At 65.2% G+C, this 14,992-nt stretch carries 19 protein-coding genes; 13 read left to right on the forward strand and 6 right to left on the reverse strand.

Going from position 1 to position 14,992, the window contains the following annotated elements:
• The first annotated feature begins 4 nt into the window (after positions 1 to 4).
• From fliQ to queE, 12 genes are all read left to right on the forward strand, one after another.
• The gene (fliQ, locus tag EWH12_RS13350) at positions 5 to 277 is read left to right on the forward strand and encodes a flagellar biosynthesis protein FliQ (RefSeq protein ID WP_066600048.1); all 273 of its coding nucleotides are present in this window, start codon (positions 5 to 7) and stop codon (positions 275 to 277) included.
• Between the two features lie 10 nt (positions 278 to 287).
• On the forward strand, positions 288 to 1,070 hold the full coding sequence (gene fliR / locus EWH12_RS13355; protein WP_066600050.1) for a flagellar biosynthetic protein FliR: 783 nt from the start codon (positions 288 to 290) through the stop codon (positions 1,068 to 1,070).
• Between the two features lie 3 nt (positions 1,071 to 1,073).
• Positions 1,074 to 2,210, forward strand: a complete 1,137-nt coding sequence (gene flhB, locus EWH12_RS13360; RefSeq protein ID WP_066600052.1) for a flagellar type III secretion system protein FlhB — start codon at positions 1,074 to 1,076, stop codon at positions 2,208 to 2,210.
• Positions 2,211 to 2,356: 146 nt separating this feature from the next.
• Positions 2,357 to 2,812 carry a hypothetical protein gene (locus EWH12_RS13365; RefSeq protein ID WP_129926897.1) on the forward strand — a complete coding sequence of 152 codons (456 nt, stop codon included), beginning with the start codon at positions 2,357 to 2,359 and terminating at the stop codon, positions 2,810 to 2,812.
• Positions 2,813 to 2,893: 81 nt separating this feature from the next.
• Positions 2,894 to 4,285 carry a flagellar filament capping protein FliD gene (gene fliD, locus EWH12_RS13370; protein ID WP_066600055.1) on the forward strand — a complete coding sequence of 464 codons (1,392 nt, stop codon included), beginning with the start codon at positions 2,894 to 2,896 and terminating at the stop codon, positions 4,283 to 4,285.
• A 15-nt stretch (positions 4,286 to 4,300) separates the two neighbouring features.
• Positions 4,301 to 4,699 carry a flagellar export chaperone FliS gene (locus tag EWH12_RS13375; RefSeq protein ID WP_066600056.1) on the forward strand — a complete coding sequence of 133 codons (399 nt, stop codon included), beginning with the start codon at positions 4,301 to 4,303 and terminating at the stop codon, positions 4,697 to 4,699.
• Positions 4,700 to 4,855: 156 nt separating this feature from the next.
• Positions 4,856 to 6,052, forward strand: a complete 1,197-nt coding sequence (locus EWH12_RS13380; protein ID WP_129926898.1) for an aspartate aminotransferase family protein — start codon at positions 4,856 to 4,858, stop codon at positions 6,050 to 6,052.
• Positions 6,053 to 6,232: 180 nt separating this feature from the next.
• Positions 6,233 to 7,159 carry an ornithine carbamoyltransferase gene (gene argF / locus EWH12_RS13385; protein ID WP_129926899.1) on the forward strand — a complete coding sequence of 309 codons (927 nt, stop codon included), beginning with the start codon at positions 6,233 to 6,235 and terminating at the stop codon, positions 7,157 to 7,159.
• A 124-nt stretch (positions 7,160 to 7,283) separates the two neighbouring features.
• Entirely contained in the window at positions 7,284 to 8,189 is a 906-nt protein-coding gene (gene hslO / locus EWH12_RS13390; protein WP_066600063.1) for an Hsp33 family molecular chaperone HslO, read from the forward strand.
• Positions 8,190 to 8,337: 148 nt separating this feature from the next.
• Positions 8,338 to 8,775, forward strand: coding sequence for a DUF3617 domain-containing protein (locus tag EWH12_RS13395; RefSeq protein WP_066600065.1), 438 nt, complete (start codon positions 8,338 to 8,340; stop codon positions 8,773 to 8,775).
• 59 nt (positions 8,776 to 8,834) lie between these two features.
• Positions 8,835 to 9,527 carry a 7-cyano-7-deazaguanine synthase QueC gene (gene queC / locus EWH12_RS13400; RefSeq protein ID WP_066600067.1) on the forward strand — a complete coding sequence of 231 codons (693 nt, stop codon included), beginning with the start codon at positions 8,835 to 8,837 and terminating at the stop codon, positions 9,525 to 9,527.
• Between the two features lie 3 nt (positions 9,528 to 9,530).
• Complete coding sequence (queE, locus tag EWH12_RS13405; RefSeq protein WP_129926900.1) at positions 9,531 to 10,178, forward strand: 7-carboxy-7-deazaguanine synthase; 648 nt, start codon at positions 9,531 to 9,533, stop codon at positions 10,176 to 10,178.
• Between the two features lie 11 nt (positions 10,179 to 10,189).
• On the opposite strand, the gene EWH12_RS13410 is transcribed toward queE, so the two are convergent.
• The 3 genes from EWH12_RS13410 to lipB all read right to left on the reverse strand — a co-directional run bounded on the left by EWH12_RS13410 (position 10,190) and on the right by lipB (position 12,032).
• On the reverse strand, positions 10,190 to 10,882 hold the full coding sequence (locus EWH12_RS13410; protein ID WP_129926901.1) for a hypothetical protein: 693 nt from the start codon (positions 10,880 to 10,882) through the stop codon (positions 10,190 to 10,192).
• A gap of 85 nt (positions 10,883 to 10,967) precedes the next feature.
• Positions 10,968 to 11,255: a hypothetical protein gene (locus tag EWH12_RS13415; RefSeq protein ID WP_129926902.1), complete on the reverse strand. Its 288-nt coding sequence runs from the start codon at positions 11,253 to 11,255 to the stop codon at positions 10,968 to 10,970.
• 60 nt (positions 11,256 to 11,315) lie between these two features.
• Positions 11,316 to 12,032, reverse strand: coding sequence for a lipoyl(octanoyl) transferase LipB (gene lipB / locus EWH12_RS13420; protein WP_129926903.1), 717 nt, complete (start codon positions 12,030 to 12,032; stop codon positions 11,316 to 11,318).
• A gap of 96 nt (positions 12,033 to 12,128) precedes the next feature.
• On the opposite strand from lipB, the gene EWH12_RS13425 reads away from it, so the two are divergent.
• A complete protein-coding gene (locus tag EWH12_RS13425) occupies positions 12,129 to 12,944 on the forward strand; it encodes a DUF7847 domain-containing protein (RefSeq protein WP_129926904.1) in 816 nt (271 codons plus the stop codon).
• A 7-nt stretch (positions 12,945 to 12,951) separates the two neighbouring features.
• On the opposite strand, the gene EWH12_RS13430 is transcribed toward EWH12_RS13425, so the two are convergent.
• Genes EWH12_RS13430 through EWH12_RS13440 form a run of 3 tightly spaced genes read right to left on the reverse strand, consistent with a single transcriptional unit; the run spans position 12,952 to position 14,904 of the window.
• A complete protein-coding gene (locus EWH12_RS13430; RefSeq protein WP_129926905.1) occupies positions 12,952 to 13,542 on the reverse strand; it encodes a GNAT family N-acetyltransferase in 591 nt (196 codons plus the stop codon).
• A 4-nt stretch (positions 13,543 to 13,546) separates the two neighbouring features.
• Positions 13,547 to 14,437 (reverse strand): oxygen-dependent coproporphyrinogen oxidase, encoded by an 891-nt coding sequence (hemF, locus tag EWH12_RS13435; RefSeq protein WP_129926906.1) that lies wholly within the window; start codon positions 14,435 to 14,437, stop codon positions 13,547 to 13,549.
• Positions 14,434 to 14,904 (reverse strand): tRNA (cytidine(34)-2'-O)-methyltransferase, encoded by a 471-nt coding sequence (locus EWH12_RS13440; RefSeq protein WP_082678953.1) that lies wholly within the window; start codon positions 14,902 to 14,904, stop codon positions 14,434 to 14,436. The genes hemF and EWH12_RS13440 overlap by 4 nt, the downstream gene beginning before the upstream one ends.
• Positions 14,905 to 14,992: the final 88 nt, after the last annotated feature.

Genomic DNA, 14,992 nt, shown 5'->3' on the forward strand with positions numbered 1-14,992 from the left:
GGCCATGGAAAATGCCGATTTCTTCATGGGGTTGGCCCAACAGGCGCTGTGGATCACGGCGCTGGCGGCTGCGCCCGTGCTGATTCCGGCGCTGATCGCGGGCCTCATCATCGGCATGGTGCAGGCGGCGACCTCGATCAACGAACAGACGTTGAGCTTCATTCCCAAGATCATCGTCGTCGGCGGTATGCTGGCGCTGTTCGGCGGGTCGATCATGGTGCTGATCGCCGACTTCACCCGCGAAATCTTCGAACGCATCCCGGACCTGCTCCAGTGAGGAACGGGCAATGATCGCGCCGGGCTTCGCCGGGGTCGAAAACCAGCTCTGGGTCTGGCTGATCGCCATGATCCGGCCGGGCGCGGCCTTCATCGCTGCGCCGGTCTTCGGCGCGCCCGCCGTCCCGCTGCAACTGCGCCTGATCCTCAGCCTGGCGCTGGGCCTCGCCGCGCTCAACAGCGTCACCATCACCCTGCCGCAGGACGGCGTCGCCAGCTTCGAAGGCGTGATGATGGTCGCGGGCGAAGTCATGGCGGGCCTCGCCTTGGGGTTCGCGGTCCAGATCGGCTATGCCGCCGCCTTCGTCGCGGGGGAGACGATCGGCAACGCCATGGGCCTGAACTTCGCGGCGATGGTCGATCCCTCGTCGGGCCAGTCGACCCAGGTGCTGGGCACCTTCCTCTCGATCCTCGCCACCTTCCTGCTGCTTGGCATGGACGGCCATCTGCTGCTCGCCAGCTTCGTCGTCCAAAGCTATCAGGCGATCCCGCCGGGCGCGGGCATATTGTCCAACGACACGGTCTGGCGCCTGATCTCCTTTGGCGGCGCGCTGCTGGGGGCGGGCGTCACCGTCGCGCTGCCGGTCGCCTTCGCGCTGGTGCTGGTGCAGGTGGTGATGGGGATGCTGGCCCGCGCCGCGCCTTCGCTCAACCTGTTCGCGGTCGGGATGCCGGTGGCGATGATGGCGGGCCTGATCCTGCTGGCCATCGCCACGCCGATCATGGCCGAAGGCATGACCGCCTCGCTCAAGGCGGGGCTGGAAGAAGCCCAGTCGATCGCGGAAGGACGCTAAGCCATGGCGGACAGTCCCGGCGGCGGCGAAAAGACCGAGAAACCAACCCAGAAGAAACTGGACGATGCCGCCAAGAAGGGCGACATCCTCCAGTCGCGCGAGTTGGGCACGGCGCTGGTGGTGATGGCGGGCATCGCGTGGCTGGCGATCACTGGTCCGTCGCTGATCGATGCCCTGTCGGACATGCTCACCGACGCGCTGCGCTTCCGCCGCGAGGATATCGTCGATTTTTCGCCGGCCGCGCGCGGGGCCGAACTGCTCGGCACCATCGCCCTGCCGGCCGCCGGTGTGATGCTCGCGACCTTCATCGCCGCGATCGCCGCGCCCGCCTTGCTCGGCTCACTCGGCTTCCGCCCCGGCGCCTTCGCGCCCAAGGCGTCGAAGATGAATCCCGGTGCAGGCCTCAAGAAGATTTTCGGGACGCAGGGCCTGATCGAATTGGTGAAATCCATCGCCAAGATCGGCCTGCTCGGCAGCATCGGCATCTGGTTCATATGGGATCGGCTGACGCAGATCACCGCGCTGGGCAAGATGGGCGTCGCGCCCGCCATGGCGGACCTGGGTAACCTCTTCATTCTGACCTGTCTGGTGATGGCGGGCGGGCTGTTCCTGATCGCGGGCATCGACGTCCCCGCCCAGATCATGCAGCGCGCCAAGCGGCTGGGCATGAGCAAGCAGGAGATCAAGGACGAGCATAAGGAAAGCGAAGGCTCGCCCGAAATGAAAGGGCAATTGCGCCGCCGCCAGTTCGAGGTGCTGAACGGCTCCACGCGCCAGGCCGTGGCGGAGGCCAGCGTCATCATCACCAACCCGACCCATTTCGCAGTCGCCCTGCGCTACAAGCCGGGCGTCGATGCCGCCCCGGTCGTGGTCGCGCGCGGCTGCGATGCGATCGCCGCGGCGATCCGCGAACTGGCGGACCAGAATGGCGTGACCGTCCTGCAATATCCCGAACTGGCGCGCGCCGTCTATTTCACGTCGCGCGCGGGACAGATCGTCAACGAAGGTTTGTATATGGCGGTCGCGACCGTCCTCGCCTTCGTCTTCCGCGTGGAAAACAAGATGGCGACCGAGATGGACCGGCCGTTCATCACCGTGCCCGAAGATCTGCGGTTCAACGCGGATGGACAGAAGCAATAGGCGGCATGGCGGACCGGCCCAAACCCGGCCTTATCTCCATTGCGGTCGCCCTTTATCTGCTGCGGAAAAAAATCCGCATGATGCATTAAAGTTTAACCGCGCTCGTCCGTATTCTCTTCATTGGGGACGCATTAGGATGGTGCGTCATGAACGATTATGTTTCCAGAAGCGAACTGACGCCCGTCGACAGGGCCGTTTCGCGTCCGCCCATACCCGTCCAGGCTGTTCAGCCTGTGGCGCCCGGTCGTTCGACCCAGATCCCCGCAAATCAGGCAACAAAGGCGTCCCCGCAGGGCGACGGCGTCGTCGTGGACGATGACCTCGCCAGCATCGCCGAATATGTAGAGGTGCACGCCAGGATCGCCGACATATTGGCGGACCTTCAGTCGGGCGTCGGCGGCGTCGATGATGCGGTCGATGCGATCCAGTCGATGATCCCGCGCCCCATGGTGCTGGTGCCGCTGCCGCCCGCCAGCAAGGAAGCGGTGGAACATGCCGCCGTCCTGGCCAAGCGCATCGTCGAGCGGGCCTCCTATGCCCACGGGGCGCACGCCCATGTGTCGCGCGCCACGGTCGAGCAGGTCACCACGTCCGCGGGCTGATTCCGCTCGTTCCGGCGCAGCGCAAATCATTCCTAAAGGTCTGGCCGCTACCGCCGTTCTATCCCCTTGAAAGGACGGCGCATGACTTCGGTAGGCAGCAGCATTTTGACGGCGCTCAACGCAGGGTCGGGGATCGACACCTCCGCGTTGGTGACCAGTCTGGTGAGCGCGACCCGCGAGCCCAAGCAGACCGCGATCACGAGTCAGCAGTCGCTCAACAGTTCGCGCATTTCCGCGCTGGCCTCCGCCATCAGTTCGCTCGATACCTTTGCCGACGCGCTGACCGAAGTCTTGTCCGGCGCCGATTATACCGGCGCCGTCGCCTCCAATGACGCCAGCATCGCATCGGTCAGCTTGCTGAGCGGCGGCAGCCCCGCCGGCCTGCCCGCCCAACTGACCGTCGATCAACTGGCGTCCGCCCGTGTCTATTCGACCGGCGCGACCAGCGGCGCGACCGGCAGCACCGTGATTGGCACGGGCAGCTTCACCCTCACCAATGCGGCGGGCGAAGACACCGTCATCACGCTCGATTCGAGCAACAATAGTTTCGCCGGCCTGGCCGCCGCCATCAATGCCGCCAATACCGGCGTCACCGCGCGCGTCGTCATCGACACGCAGGGCGCCCGCCTGGTCTTCAAGGGCGAAACCGGCGCCGACAATGATTTCACGATCAGCGCCAGCGCCGACGACAGCGGCAGCATCCTGGGCGGCATGAGCTTCACCAGCTCGTCCGCTCCCTTGAATGCCAAGGTGACGCTGGATGGCGTCGCCTATGAATATGCCAGCAACACGATCGACGATGCGATCCCCTATCTGCGGATCGACCTGAACAAGGCGTCGCCCGGCACCACCGTGACCCTGTCGATGAGCCAGCCCACGGCCGGCCTGTCCGATCTGCTCAAGGAATTTGTCGACGCCTACAATACGTTGATGAAGGCACTGAACACCGCAACGGCGACCGGCGCGGATTCGTCCAGCGCGGGTGTGTTGAACGGCGTGGCCGGCGTGCGCGACATGAAGCGCCAGCTGGCGGCGATCACATCGACCCAGCTGGCGGCGACCGGCACCTACAAAACGCTGGCCGACATTGGCGTGTCGACCAATCGCGACGGGACGTTGACGCTCGACACGGCCCGGCTGGCATCGGCGATGGAGGCGGACCCGGAAGGCGTCACCAACATGGTGAACCCCAAGGTGTCGACTACGGCCAGCCCTGGCCTGTCCGCCCTGATGGACACGGTGCGCGACAATATCGAGCAGGAGGATGGTCCGCTCAAGACGGCGCAGGCGCGCTACGACGCGCAGGCCGAGGAATTCACCAAGCAGCTTGAAGATCTGGATGAGAAGATGACCAATTATGAGGAGCATCTGACCAAGATCTACGCGGCGATGGAAACGCGCCTCAGCGCGCTCAAGGCGACACAAAGCTACCTCGAACAGCAGATCGAGGTCTGGAACAACAGCGATAGTTAATCGGGGACGCAGACGATGTTCTATAATCAGGGTTATGCAGGCGCCAGCGCGGCGCGCCGTTATGCCGCCATCCATTCGGGCAGCCGCACCGAAGGCGCGACGCCGCACGCATTGGTGAAAATCCTGTTCGACGAACTGCTCCAGGCGCTCGAAGCGGCGGCGCTGGCCGAACGCAATGGCGACCGGGTAAAGGTGTCGGACAAGCAGGCGCGGGCGATGTCGATCCTCTTCGCGCTCGAATCGAGCCTGGACTTCGACAAGGGCGGCGACATTTCGGTCGGTCTGGCGCAAATCTATCGCGAAGCGCGCCGGTTGCTGCTGGTCGGCGCCAAGGAACGGTCGGCCGAGCCGGTCGATCAGGCCTACGCCATCGTTGCGGAAATCGCCGACGCCTGGAACCAGATCGGCCGTTGATCGTCGTGCGACGCCGCCCGTCCGGGCGGGGTTGCGCCCCAAACATGCCCCCTGTATAGGCGGCACTCGCACAAGGGCGGCCCGGCGGGGGCCGCCTTTTTGCGTTATATTCAACGCGCGCAGGACGCGCAGCATCAACCCAGAAAGGGAAGGCTCATGTCGATTACGCCGCTCATGCCCGTTTACCCCCGGTGCGATGTCCGTCCGGTGCGAGGCGAGGGCTGCTATCTGATCGGCGAGCGCGGCGAGCGTTATCTCGACTTCGCCAGCGGCATCGCGGTCAATCTGCTGGGCCATGGCCATCCCAGGCTGGTCAAGGCGATCGCGGATCAGGCTGCGACGCTGATGCACATATCGAACCTCTACGGCTCGCCGCTGGGGGAGGCGTTCGCGCAGAAGCTGGTGGACAACAGTTTCGCCGACACCGTCTTCTTCACCAATTCGGGCGCCGAAGCGGTCGAGTGCGCGATCAAGACCGCCCGTCGCTATCATTATGCGAACGGGCAAGCGCACCGGCACAAGATCATCAGCTTCGACAACGCCTTTCACGGCCGGACGCTGGGGACCATTTCGGCGACCAGCCAGCCCAAGATGCGTGACGGCTTCGAACCGCTGTTGCCCGGCTTTACCGTCGTGCCGTTCAACGATCTCGACGCCGCGCTGGCGCAGATCGACGACAATACGGCAGGCTTCCTGCTGGAACCGGTTCAGGGCGAAGGCGGCGTGACCCCCGCGACGCAGGCATTTCTCAAAGGCCTGCGCGAGGCGTGCGACGCGCATGGCCTGCTGCTGATCCTGGATGAGGTTCAGTGCGGCTATGCCCGTACCGGCACTTTCTTCGCGCACGAACAATATGGCGTCACGCCGGACATCATGGCGGTGGCCAAGGGGATCGGCGCGGGCTTCCCGCTCGGCGCCTGCCTCGCAACCGAGGAAGCGGCCAAGGGCATGGTCTTCGGCACCCATGGCTCAACCTATGGTGGCAACCCCCTCGCCATGGCGGTGGGCATCGCCGTGCTGGAAGAAGTGCTGGCCGATGGCTTCCTGGATCGTGTCACCGCCATGGGCGCGCGCCTGCGGTCCGCGCTGGAACAGCTCATCCCCAATCATGACGGCATGTTCGAGGATGTGCGCGGCATGGGCCTGATGCTGGGGGTCAAGCTGAAGGACGCGCATGACGCGCGCGCCTTCGTCGGTCATCTGCGCGACCATCACGGCCTGCTGGCGGTATCGGCCGGCCAGAACGTGCTGCGCATCCTGCCACCCCTCGTCATCGAGGAAAGCCATATCGCCGAATGCATCGAGAAGATCTCCGCCGGCGCGCGGACCTTCGCCGAGGCGCAGGCGGCCTGATTGATACTGCCCCGTTCGTGCTGAGTAGGGGCTGAGCGAAGTCGAAGACCCGTATCGAAGCATTGATCCTTCGATACGCCATTTCGACTTCGCTCAATGCCTGTCCTGAGCGACTGCCTTTGCAGGCAGTCGAAGGGGCTACTCAGGACGAACGGTGGTTGGAAGCGGAGAAAACTTCCAATGACCAAGCATTTCCTGAATCTCTCCGATGCGGGTGGCGACGCCATCGCCGCGATGATCGCCGACGCCATCGACCGGAAGGCCGCGCGGGCGGGCAAGCCCAAGGGCGCGGCCGATGCCGACGCGCCGCTCGCCGGCCACACGCTGGCGATGATCTTTGAAAAAAACAGCACCCGTACCCGCGTCAGCTTCGACATGGCGATCCGCCAATTGGGCGGCTCGTCCCTCATCCTGGAGGGCGCGACCAGCCAGATCGGCCGGGGCGAGACGATCGCCGACACCGCGCGCGTCCTGTCGCGCATGGCCGACGCGATCATGATCCGCACCGACGAACATGCCAAGATCGAGGAGATGGCCCATTACGCTACCGTCCCGGTCATCAACGGCCTCACTGACCTGTCGCATCCCTGCCAGATCGTCGCGGACCTGTTGACCGTGGTCGAACATGGGCTGGCGCTGCCCGGCAGCCAATGGGCCTGGCTGGGCGATGGCAACAACGTCCTCCATTCGATCGTGGAGGCGGCGGGCCTGCTCAAATTCGATGTGCGCATGGGCATTCCCGAAGGCTATGATCCCGATCCGGACTTTGCCGAAGCGGCGCGCGCGGCAGGATCGACCATCAGCCTGACCCGCGATGCGGCAGCGGCGGTGGCGGGCGCGGACGTCGTCGTCACCGACACCTGGATCTCCATGGGCCAGTCCCACGCCGAAGAAAAGCTGGCGGCGATGATGCCCTATCAGGTGACGCCCGCACTGATGGCCAGCGCCAAGCCGCAGGCCAAATTCCTCCATTGCCTGCCGGCCCATCGCGGCGAGGAAGTGGTTGGCGCGGTGATCGATGGTGCGCAGTCGCTGATCTGGGACGAAGCGGAAAATCGCATCCATGCTCAGAAATCGGTGCTGCTCTGGGCGCTTGGAAAGCTGTAGGCGGACCTTATATTCGGGCTAAATTTCCGTTATCCCTCGAAGTCGTCGGGGCCTGTCCTGCGCTGAAGAGCGAAGGGCGGGCTTTCGCGGCTTTCGGGGGACGGAGGGATCGGAAGGAAATAGCGTGACCAGTTCCCATCTCGACCAGGCCCTTGGCTTCACCATCCCCTCGCGTCATGCGCGTGGTCGCCTTGTACGGCTGGGGCCGGTGCTGGACCAGGTGCTGGCCGCCCATGCCTATCCGCCCGCGATCGAGCGGCTGCTCGCCTCCGCGCTGGTGCTGGCGGCGCTGCTGGGCAGCACGCTCAAACAGGCGAACGGCCAACTGACCTTGCAGGCGCAGACCGAAAATGGCGTCGTCAGCCTGCTGGTCGCCGATTACAAGGATGGCGACCTGCGCGGCTACGCCAAATTCGATGCCGATCGCCTCGCCGAGCAGGGCGCCGATCCGACTCTGTTCGGCTTGTTCGGCAAGGGCTATCTGGCGATCACCTTCGACCAGGCGGTGAGCGGCGAGCGCTATCAGGGCATCGTCCCGCTGGAGGGCCAGTCGCTGGCGCAGGCCGCCGAACATTATTTCTTCCAGTCCGAACAGATCCCCAGCGTGATCCAGATCGCGACCCGGCATGACAAGGGCGCGGGCTGCGTCGCGGCCGGTATGCTGCTCCAGCATCTGCCGGAGGGCGAAGTAGGGCGCGAGCGGCTGCATGTGCGCCACGATCACCCGGAATGGGAGCATGTGCAGGCGCTGGCCCAGACGCTGAAGCCGGACGAGTTGACCGACGAGGCTCTTCCGCTGAGCGATATCGTGTGGCGACTGTTCCATGAGGAGGATGAGGTGCGGGCGACCGATCCCACGTCGCTCGCCAAGGGGTGCCGCTGCGACATTGATCATATTCGCGACGTGATCGGCCGATTTCCCGCCAGCGAACGGATCGACATGGCCGACGAACAGGGCATCATCGGCGTGGATTGCGCTTTCTGCTCGCGCCTGTTTCCGCTCGCGCTCGACAGTTTCGTCGCCCATTGATCCGGCAATCGTTTCGCTAACGCTATTTGTAATTGGGGCAGGCATGGCCGCTTGCGCTATGAAAATGCCGCAATTGGACGGCATGGACAGCGTGTGCGGCCATGGGCCGCAAGAGGCTTTAGGGCCGGCTACAGGATAGAGCGGAATCATGAAGAGGGCGGAACGGCACGCGCTCGGCGCGGTTGCGGTGATGATGGCGGCGATGACCGCAGCGTGGATCGGCCCCATGGCGGCTGCGGCGAACGTCCCGACGCCGCCGATCGCGCATCAGGCTTTGCGCACGCTGGAAACCGGCGAATGGGAATTGCGCGGCCGTGGCGAAGGCGCGGAGACGCGCAAGCTGTGCGTCAGCGACCTGCGCCAGTTACTGCAAGTTCAGCATGGCAAGGCGCTCTGCCGCAGCTTCATCATCAGCGACGAAGCGCATGCGATCACGATCACCTATGATTGCGCGGCGGCGGGCAATGGCCGCACCGACCTGCGCGTGGAAACCAATAAATTGGTCCAGATCCGGTCGCAGGGGGTGGCGCAGGGCGCGCCCTTCGCCTTCGCTGCGGAAGCGCGGCGCATCGGCGCCTGTTCCTGATCGTGACGCCTGATCGTGCTGCGCTTGCGCTGCGACGTTTCGGGCGGTAGCGCGGAATCATGGTTGCCAATAATGGAAAATTCGCCGTCGTGCTGCTGTCGGGCGGTCTCGATTCGATGGTCGCCGGCGGGCTGGCGCGCGAGCAGGGCTATCGTATCCTGGCTTTGTCGATCGACTATAATCAGCGGCACCGGGTCGAACTGCGCGCCGCGTCCCGCGTGGCCGAAGCGCTCAACGCGATCCGGCATATCGTCCTGCCGCTGGACCTGACCGCGTTCGGCGGATCGGCGCTGACCGCCGACATCGCCGTGCCCAAGAGCGGGGTGGGCGACCAGATTCCCGTCACCTATGTCCCCGCGCGCAACGCCATCTTCCTGTCGCTGACGCTGGGCCTGGCCGAAGTCGCTGGAGCGAGCGACATCTTCATCGGCGTCAACGCGCTCGACTATTCGGGCTATCCCGATTGCCGGCCGGAATTTATCGACGCCTTCCAGAAGATGGCGACGCTGGCGACCAAGGCGGGGGTGGAAGGCCATCCGATCCGCATCCAGACGCCGCTGCAATATATGAGCAAGGCCGACATCGCCCGCGAAGCCGACCGTCTGGGGCTGGATGCGGGCATCAGTTGGTCCTGCTATGATCCCACGCCCGACGGCAAGCATTGCGGCCTGTGCGACAGCTGCCGCCTGCGGTCGAAGGGTTATCAGGAAGCGGGCCTGCCCGATCCCACCATCTATGCCGTGCAGCCCTGAACGATGAGTTATGCGGTCAAGGAAATGTTCCTGACCCTCCAGGGTGAAGGGGTTCAGGCCGGGCGGCGCGCGGTGTTCCTGCGCTTTGCCGGCTGCAATCTCTGGAGCGGGCGCGAGCAGGACAGGCGCGATGCCGTCTGCCGCTTCTGCGACACCGATTTCGTCGGCACCGATGGGCTGGGCGGCGGCAAATTCGCCGACGCCGATGCATTGGCCGATGCCGCGCTGGCTTTCTGGGGCACGGGCGGCGAGGGCCGTTATATCGTCCTGACCGGCGGCGAACCGATGTTGCAGGTCGATGATGCGCTGGTCGATGCGCTCCATGCGCGCAGCTTCATCATCGCGATCGAAAGCAACGGCACCATCGCCGCCCATGCCGGCATCGACTGGATCTGCATCAGCCCCAAGGCGGGCAGCGACGTCGTGCAGCGGTCCGGCCATGAACTGAAGCTGGTCTGGCCGCAGCCCGGTGGCGGACATAGCCTGGCCGATGTGGCCGCGATGGAGGGATGGGCGTTCGACCACTATCTGCTGCAACCGCTGGACGATCCCCATGCGACCGACAATGCCCGCGCCGCGATCGCCCTGGTGATGGACCGGCCGCAATGGCGGCTGACCGTGCAGGCCCATAAATATCTGGGCCTGCGTTAAACGTCAGTCGATCAGGGCTGCACGCCGGTCCGGTCGTTCCACGCCTGATGACAGACCGGCCGCAAAACGCCCTTCTTCCAGCATTTGGGAGCGAAGGAGGGCAGGGCGACGACATAATCATAGCCCGGCGTGCCGTAAAATTGCTCGCCCGCCGCGACCAGCGACTTCTTGATCGAGCCAAGGCCGACGCGCCCCACTTCGTTAAGCGTGCCACGTTCGGCGAAGATCGCCTGCCGTCCGACTTCCGCCGTGGCCTGGCAGAAGCCCTTTTGCGCCTGTACCGTCGAATAGCCCGAATAGATGCGGGTATTATACATGTCCGACGCCGACTGTCCCGGCTTGCCCCTGCCCACGGTGCGCTGGAAATAACCGAGCAGCACGGTCTGCGCCGTGTCCAGTTCCGCATCATGATGGGCGATCATCGCATTATAATTGCTGATCGCCAGCAGGGTCGGTTCGAATTGGCATTGCAGCGCCGCGACATTGAGCGCGGCTCGCAGATTCCACGCCAGCCCGGCCTTGACCTCCGCCGCCGTGGCGCCCGGCAGGCCCATCGCGGCCGCGGCGGCGTCGTCGGTCAACGGCGGTGCGCTCATGTCGGGGGGCGACCAGAAGAACTGGGCCGATGCTGGCTGCGCGATCATGGGCGCGATCGCTAGGGTAAAACCGGCCAGCACGCGGCTCAACGGGGAACGCAATGTCATTCGAATCTGCCTCTTGGGAAGCGCGTGGGGACCAGCGCCTTGATATTATGCGCTTATCATATCAGTCCTGAACGATTGCGCCAGCTTACTGGTCGGAAAGCACTTTCGCCTCCTCGGCGGGCGCTTTGTCCGTCGCAGGCTTGGCCGGCGCGCTGCTGTTGTCGGCGGTGTTGCCGCTGGGCAGGGCGATGGCGGTGCCTTCGCTCTGCACGCCGTCCAGGTCGGTCATGGCGTCGGTCGCGGTGCCGTCCACCACTTCCATATCCTTCATCTGCACCTTGTTCCCGCCCTGCTCCTTGTCGCCACACGCCGCGAGCGCGATGCAACCGGCCAACAACGCGGCGGTAAATCCAGTCTTGGTCGTCCGGCGCATCCGGGTCTCCTTGATAGAGGGTTCAGGCCCGGTCCCCGCCCGGCGAAATAAGGCGCGAACCTAGCCGCCCGCTTCGCATTGCTCAACCCCTGTGCCGCAACGGGCCAAGCAACTGAGAAAAAGCGGGAAATGATCGCGAAGCGCGCTGTCGAGCGCCGCCATGGACGCATTGCCGCCCAGGGCGGCGACGCTGGTCACCGGAAATTCGCTGATGCCGCAGGGTATGATGCCCCCGAAATGGGACAGGTCGGGATCGACGTTGATCGAAAAGCCATGCAGCGTGACCCAGCGTCGCACGCGGATGCCGAGCGCCCCGATCTTCGCCTCCCGGCCATCGGGATCGTCGGTCCAGATGCCGATCCGCCCTTCCGCCCGGCGCGCGGCGATGCCCAGGTCGCTCAGCGCCGCGATCATCCAGCCTTCGAGATGATGGACGAAATTGCGGACATCCTTGCCGCGTTCCCGCAAGTCGATGTTGAGATAACCGATCCGCTGACCCGGCCCATGATAGGTATAGCGTCCGCCGCGCCCGGCGTCATAGACCGGAAAGCGCGGGGACAGGAGTTCGGCCGGATCGGCGCTGGTCCCGGCGGTATAGAGCGGCGGATGCTCCAGCAGCCAGACGCGCTCCTGCGCCTGCCCCTCATGGATGGCGGCGGCGCGCGCCTCCATATCGGCCAGCGCTGTAGGATAATCGACCGGCGCGGCGGCGATTCGCCATTCGACATGGTCGGGAAAGGGGAGGGGCGCAGGATGATCGGGCGGAAGGTCAGACATGGGGCGCTTCCTTGACTTGGCGGGGCCGAGCGATCAAGTCTCGCGCCGGATTTTCAGCATGACGCATTTCATCATGGCAGGGTAGGCAGCATAGATATGGCGACGATGTCGATCGGCAAGGCGTGGGAGGAAGCGGTGGCTTTCGTCGCGCGCGAAGCGACCCTGCTGTTCCCGGTGGCGCTGTTGTTCGTGGCGCTGCCCGGACTCATCCTGCAGGAAATGACGCCGCCGCAATTGCAGGCCTGGTTCGCCGCGCCCAAGGCGGACACGATTCCCGCCATGCCGCCCGGCTTCGGCCTCGCCATGTTGCTGACCATCATCCTGATCTGGTTCGGGTCGCTGGCGCTGTTCGCGCTGGCGCTGCGCCCCGGCATCAGCGTGGGGGAGGCGTTGCGCCTCAGCTTCGCACGCCTGCCGGTGCTGATCGGCACGGCGCTGGTGGTGGTCGGCGCGGTGGCGGCGGTCGTTGTCGGCGCTGCGTTGGTTGGCGTCGTCCTATCGCTCGCGTCAAAGCAACTGGCGGCGACGATCGGGCTGCTGCTGGGCTTTGGCGCCGTCGCTCTCATCTTCTTCGCCAGCATCCGGCTGGCGCTGCTCAATCCTGTGGTGATCGACAGCAAGGCGGGGGTGATGGACTCGCTGCGGCGGGCCTGGGCGCTGACGCGCGGCTATTTCTGGCGGCTGTTTGGCTTTCTCATCATCGTGATGCTGCTGTCCACCATCGCCGGATCGGCGGCGCAGGTCATTATCGGCCTGCTCGGCGGGCTGGTCGCCGGGGCGGAAGGCGCACGACTGGCCGGTGGCCTGGCCGGGGCGGCGGTGTCGAGCATCGTGCAGGTCTATATGCTGGTGATGCTGGCGCGGCTGTACCGTCAGGCGGAGCCGCAGGATATTGCGGACGTGTTTCGCTGATCGCCGCCTATGGCGTGTCCAGCAGCGGCATATGCGGTGCGGCGTCGCGCGGCAGCACGCCGGCCAGTCGCGGATCGGCGAACGTCTCGACCTCCCGCCGATAGGGCGCAAAGCCCGACCGGATGTAGAAGGGCAGCGCCGCCGGACTGTCGAGCGTGCAGGTGTGGACCCAGAATCGCGTCACCCCCTTGCGCCAGGCCAGCGATTTGGCCTGCGCCATCAGCCAGCGGCCCATCCCCTGGCCACCCAGTTCCGGCACCAGCCCGAAAAAGCTCAGTTCGCAATCGGGCAGGGATCGGAAATCCAGTTCCAGCAGGCCGATCGCGGCGCCGCGCGGATCGGTGACGGCATAGACCTCCACGGCCGGATCCTGGAGAATCGCCGCCAACGCCGAATCGGCCATCACCAGTCGCGAAAACCACAGCCATGGCGTTCCGACGCGGCGAAACAGCGTGCGGTAGGCATCCAGATCGGGCGTCTGCCACGGCGTCAGCCGCAGCGGGGCCACCGGGACCGGCGCGGGCCGTGGCCGGTCCCGCATCTCCAGATGGGTGACGATCGTCGCCACCATGCCCGGTTCGACCGGCGTCAGCGCCATGGGGTCAGCTCCAGCTTGCCATCGGCGGCAGGCTCATCAGGATCGCGTCGATATTGCCGCCGGTCTTGAGCCCGAACAGAGTGCCGCGATCATGCACCAGATTGAACTCCGCATAGCGCCCGCGCCATTCCAGCATGGTGCGATAATCCGCCTCGCTCCAGGCATCATTCATGCGCCGCCGCACGATCGGCGGGAAGGCGTTCAGGAAGGCGTCGCCCACGGCGCGGGTGAAGGCGAAATGGGCGTCGAACGCGGCGTCGTCCACACATTCCAGATGATCGTAGAAGATGCCGCCCACGCCGCGATGCACGCCGCGATGCGGGATGAAGAAATATTCGTCGGCCCACGCCTTGAAGCGCGGATAATGGTCCGGGTCATGCGCCTCGCAGGCGGCCCGGAACACGCCATGAAAATCGTCCGTATCCTCGTCGCGGGGCAGCGGCGGATTGAGGTCCGCACCGCCGCCGAACCAGCTTTTGGTCGTGACCAGATAGCGCGTATTCATATGCACGGCGGGCACATGCGGGTTGGCCATATGCGCGACCAGGCTGATGCCGGTGGCGAAGAAGGCGGGGTTTTCGGCTGCGCCATGGATGGTCTGGGCGAAACCGGGGGCAAATTCGCCGCCGACGGTCGAGACATTGACGCCGACCTTCTCGAAGACCTTGCCCTTCATCACGCCGCGCACGCCGCCCCCACCTTCGCCCGGCGTCTGGCCCTCGGCCTCCCGGTCCCAGGCGGCATAGTCGAAGCGCGCTTCGCTGCCGGCCTCCCGCTCGATCGCCTCGAACGCGGCGCAGATGCGGTCGCGCAGCGATTCGAACCAGCTGCGCGCCGCCTGTTGCCGGGCATCGAGGGCGAAGGGCACGGCGGGAATCGGGTTGATGGCAGTCATTGGGGAAACTTTCCGGTCTGGCGAAGGGCTTCGGCGACGGCGATGCCCGTGGAAACGGCGATGTTCAAGGATCGAAAGCCCGGCGCCATGGGGATGCGGACACGAATGTCGGCCAGGTCGCGCACCTCGATCGGCACGCCGGCGCTTTCCGATCCCATCATCAGCACGTCGTCGGGGTGGAACTGCACGTCGGGCAATGTCTGCGACGCATGGGCGCTCATCAGCAGCAGGCGGCGGCCTTCCGCGCGACGCACCGCGTCGAAGGCGCTGAAATTGGCGTGGCGGGTGACGTCCGCGGCCTCGCCATAATCCATCGCCGCGCGCTTCAGGCGGGTGTCGGAAAAGGCGAATCCGGTCGGCATGATGATGTCCACGGGCACGGCGAAACAGGCGGCGAGGCGCAGGATCGCGCCGACATTGCCGGCGATCTCTGGTTGGTAAAGGGCGATACGCATGGCCCGCGCCATAATGCACTGCGGCAAATTGTCATAGGGGGGCGACTTTGCTGTTGGCAAAGAGCGCGCAGTCCGGTTATCAGGCGCGCAAACCACGCCG

The sequence above is a fragment of the Sphingobium cupriresistens genome (genome assembly GCF_004152865.1).
In the GTDB taxonomy this organism is placed as follows: domain Bacteria; phylum Pseudomonadota; class Alphaproteobacteria; order Sphingomonadales; family Sphingomonadaceae; genus Sphingobium; species Sphingobium cupriresistens.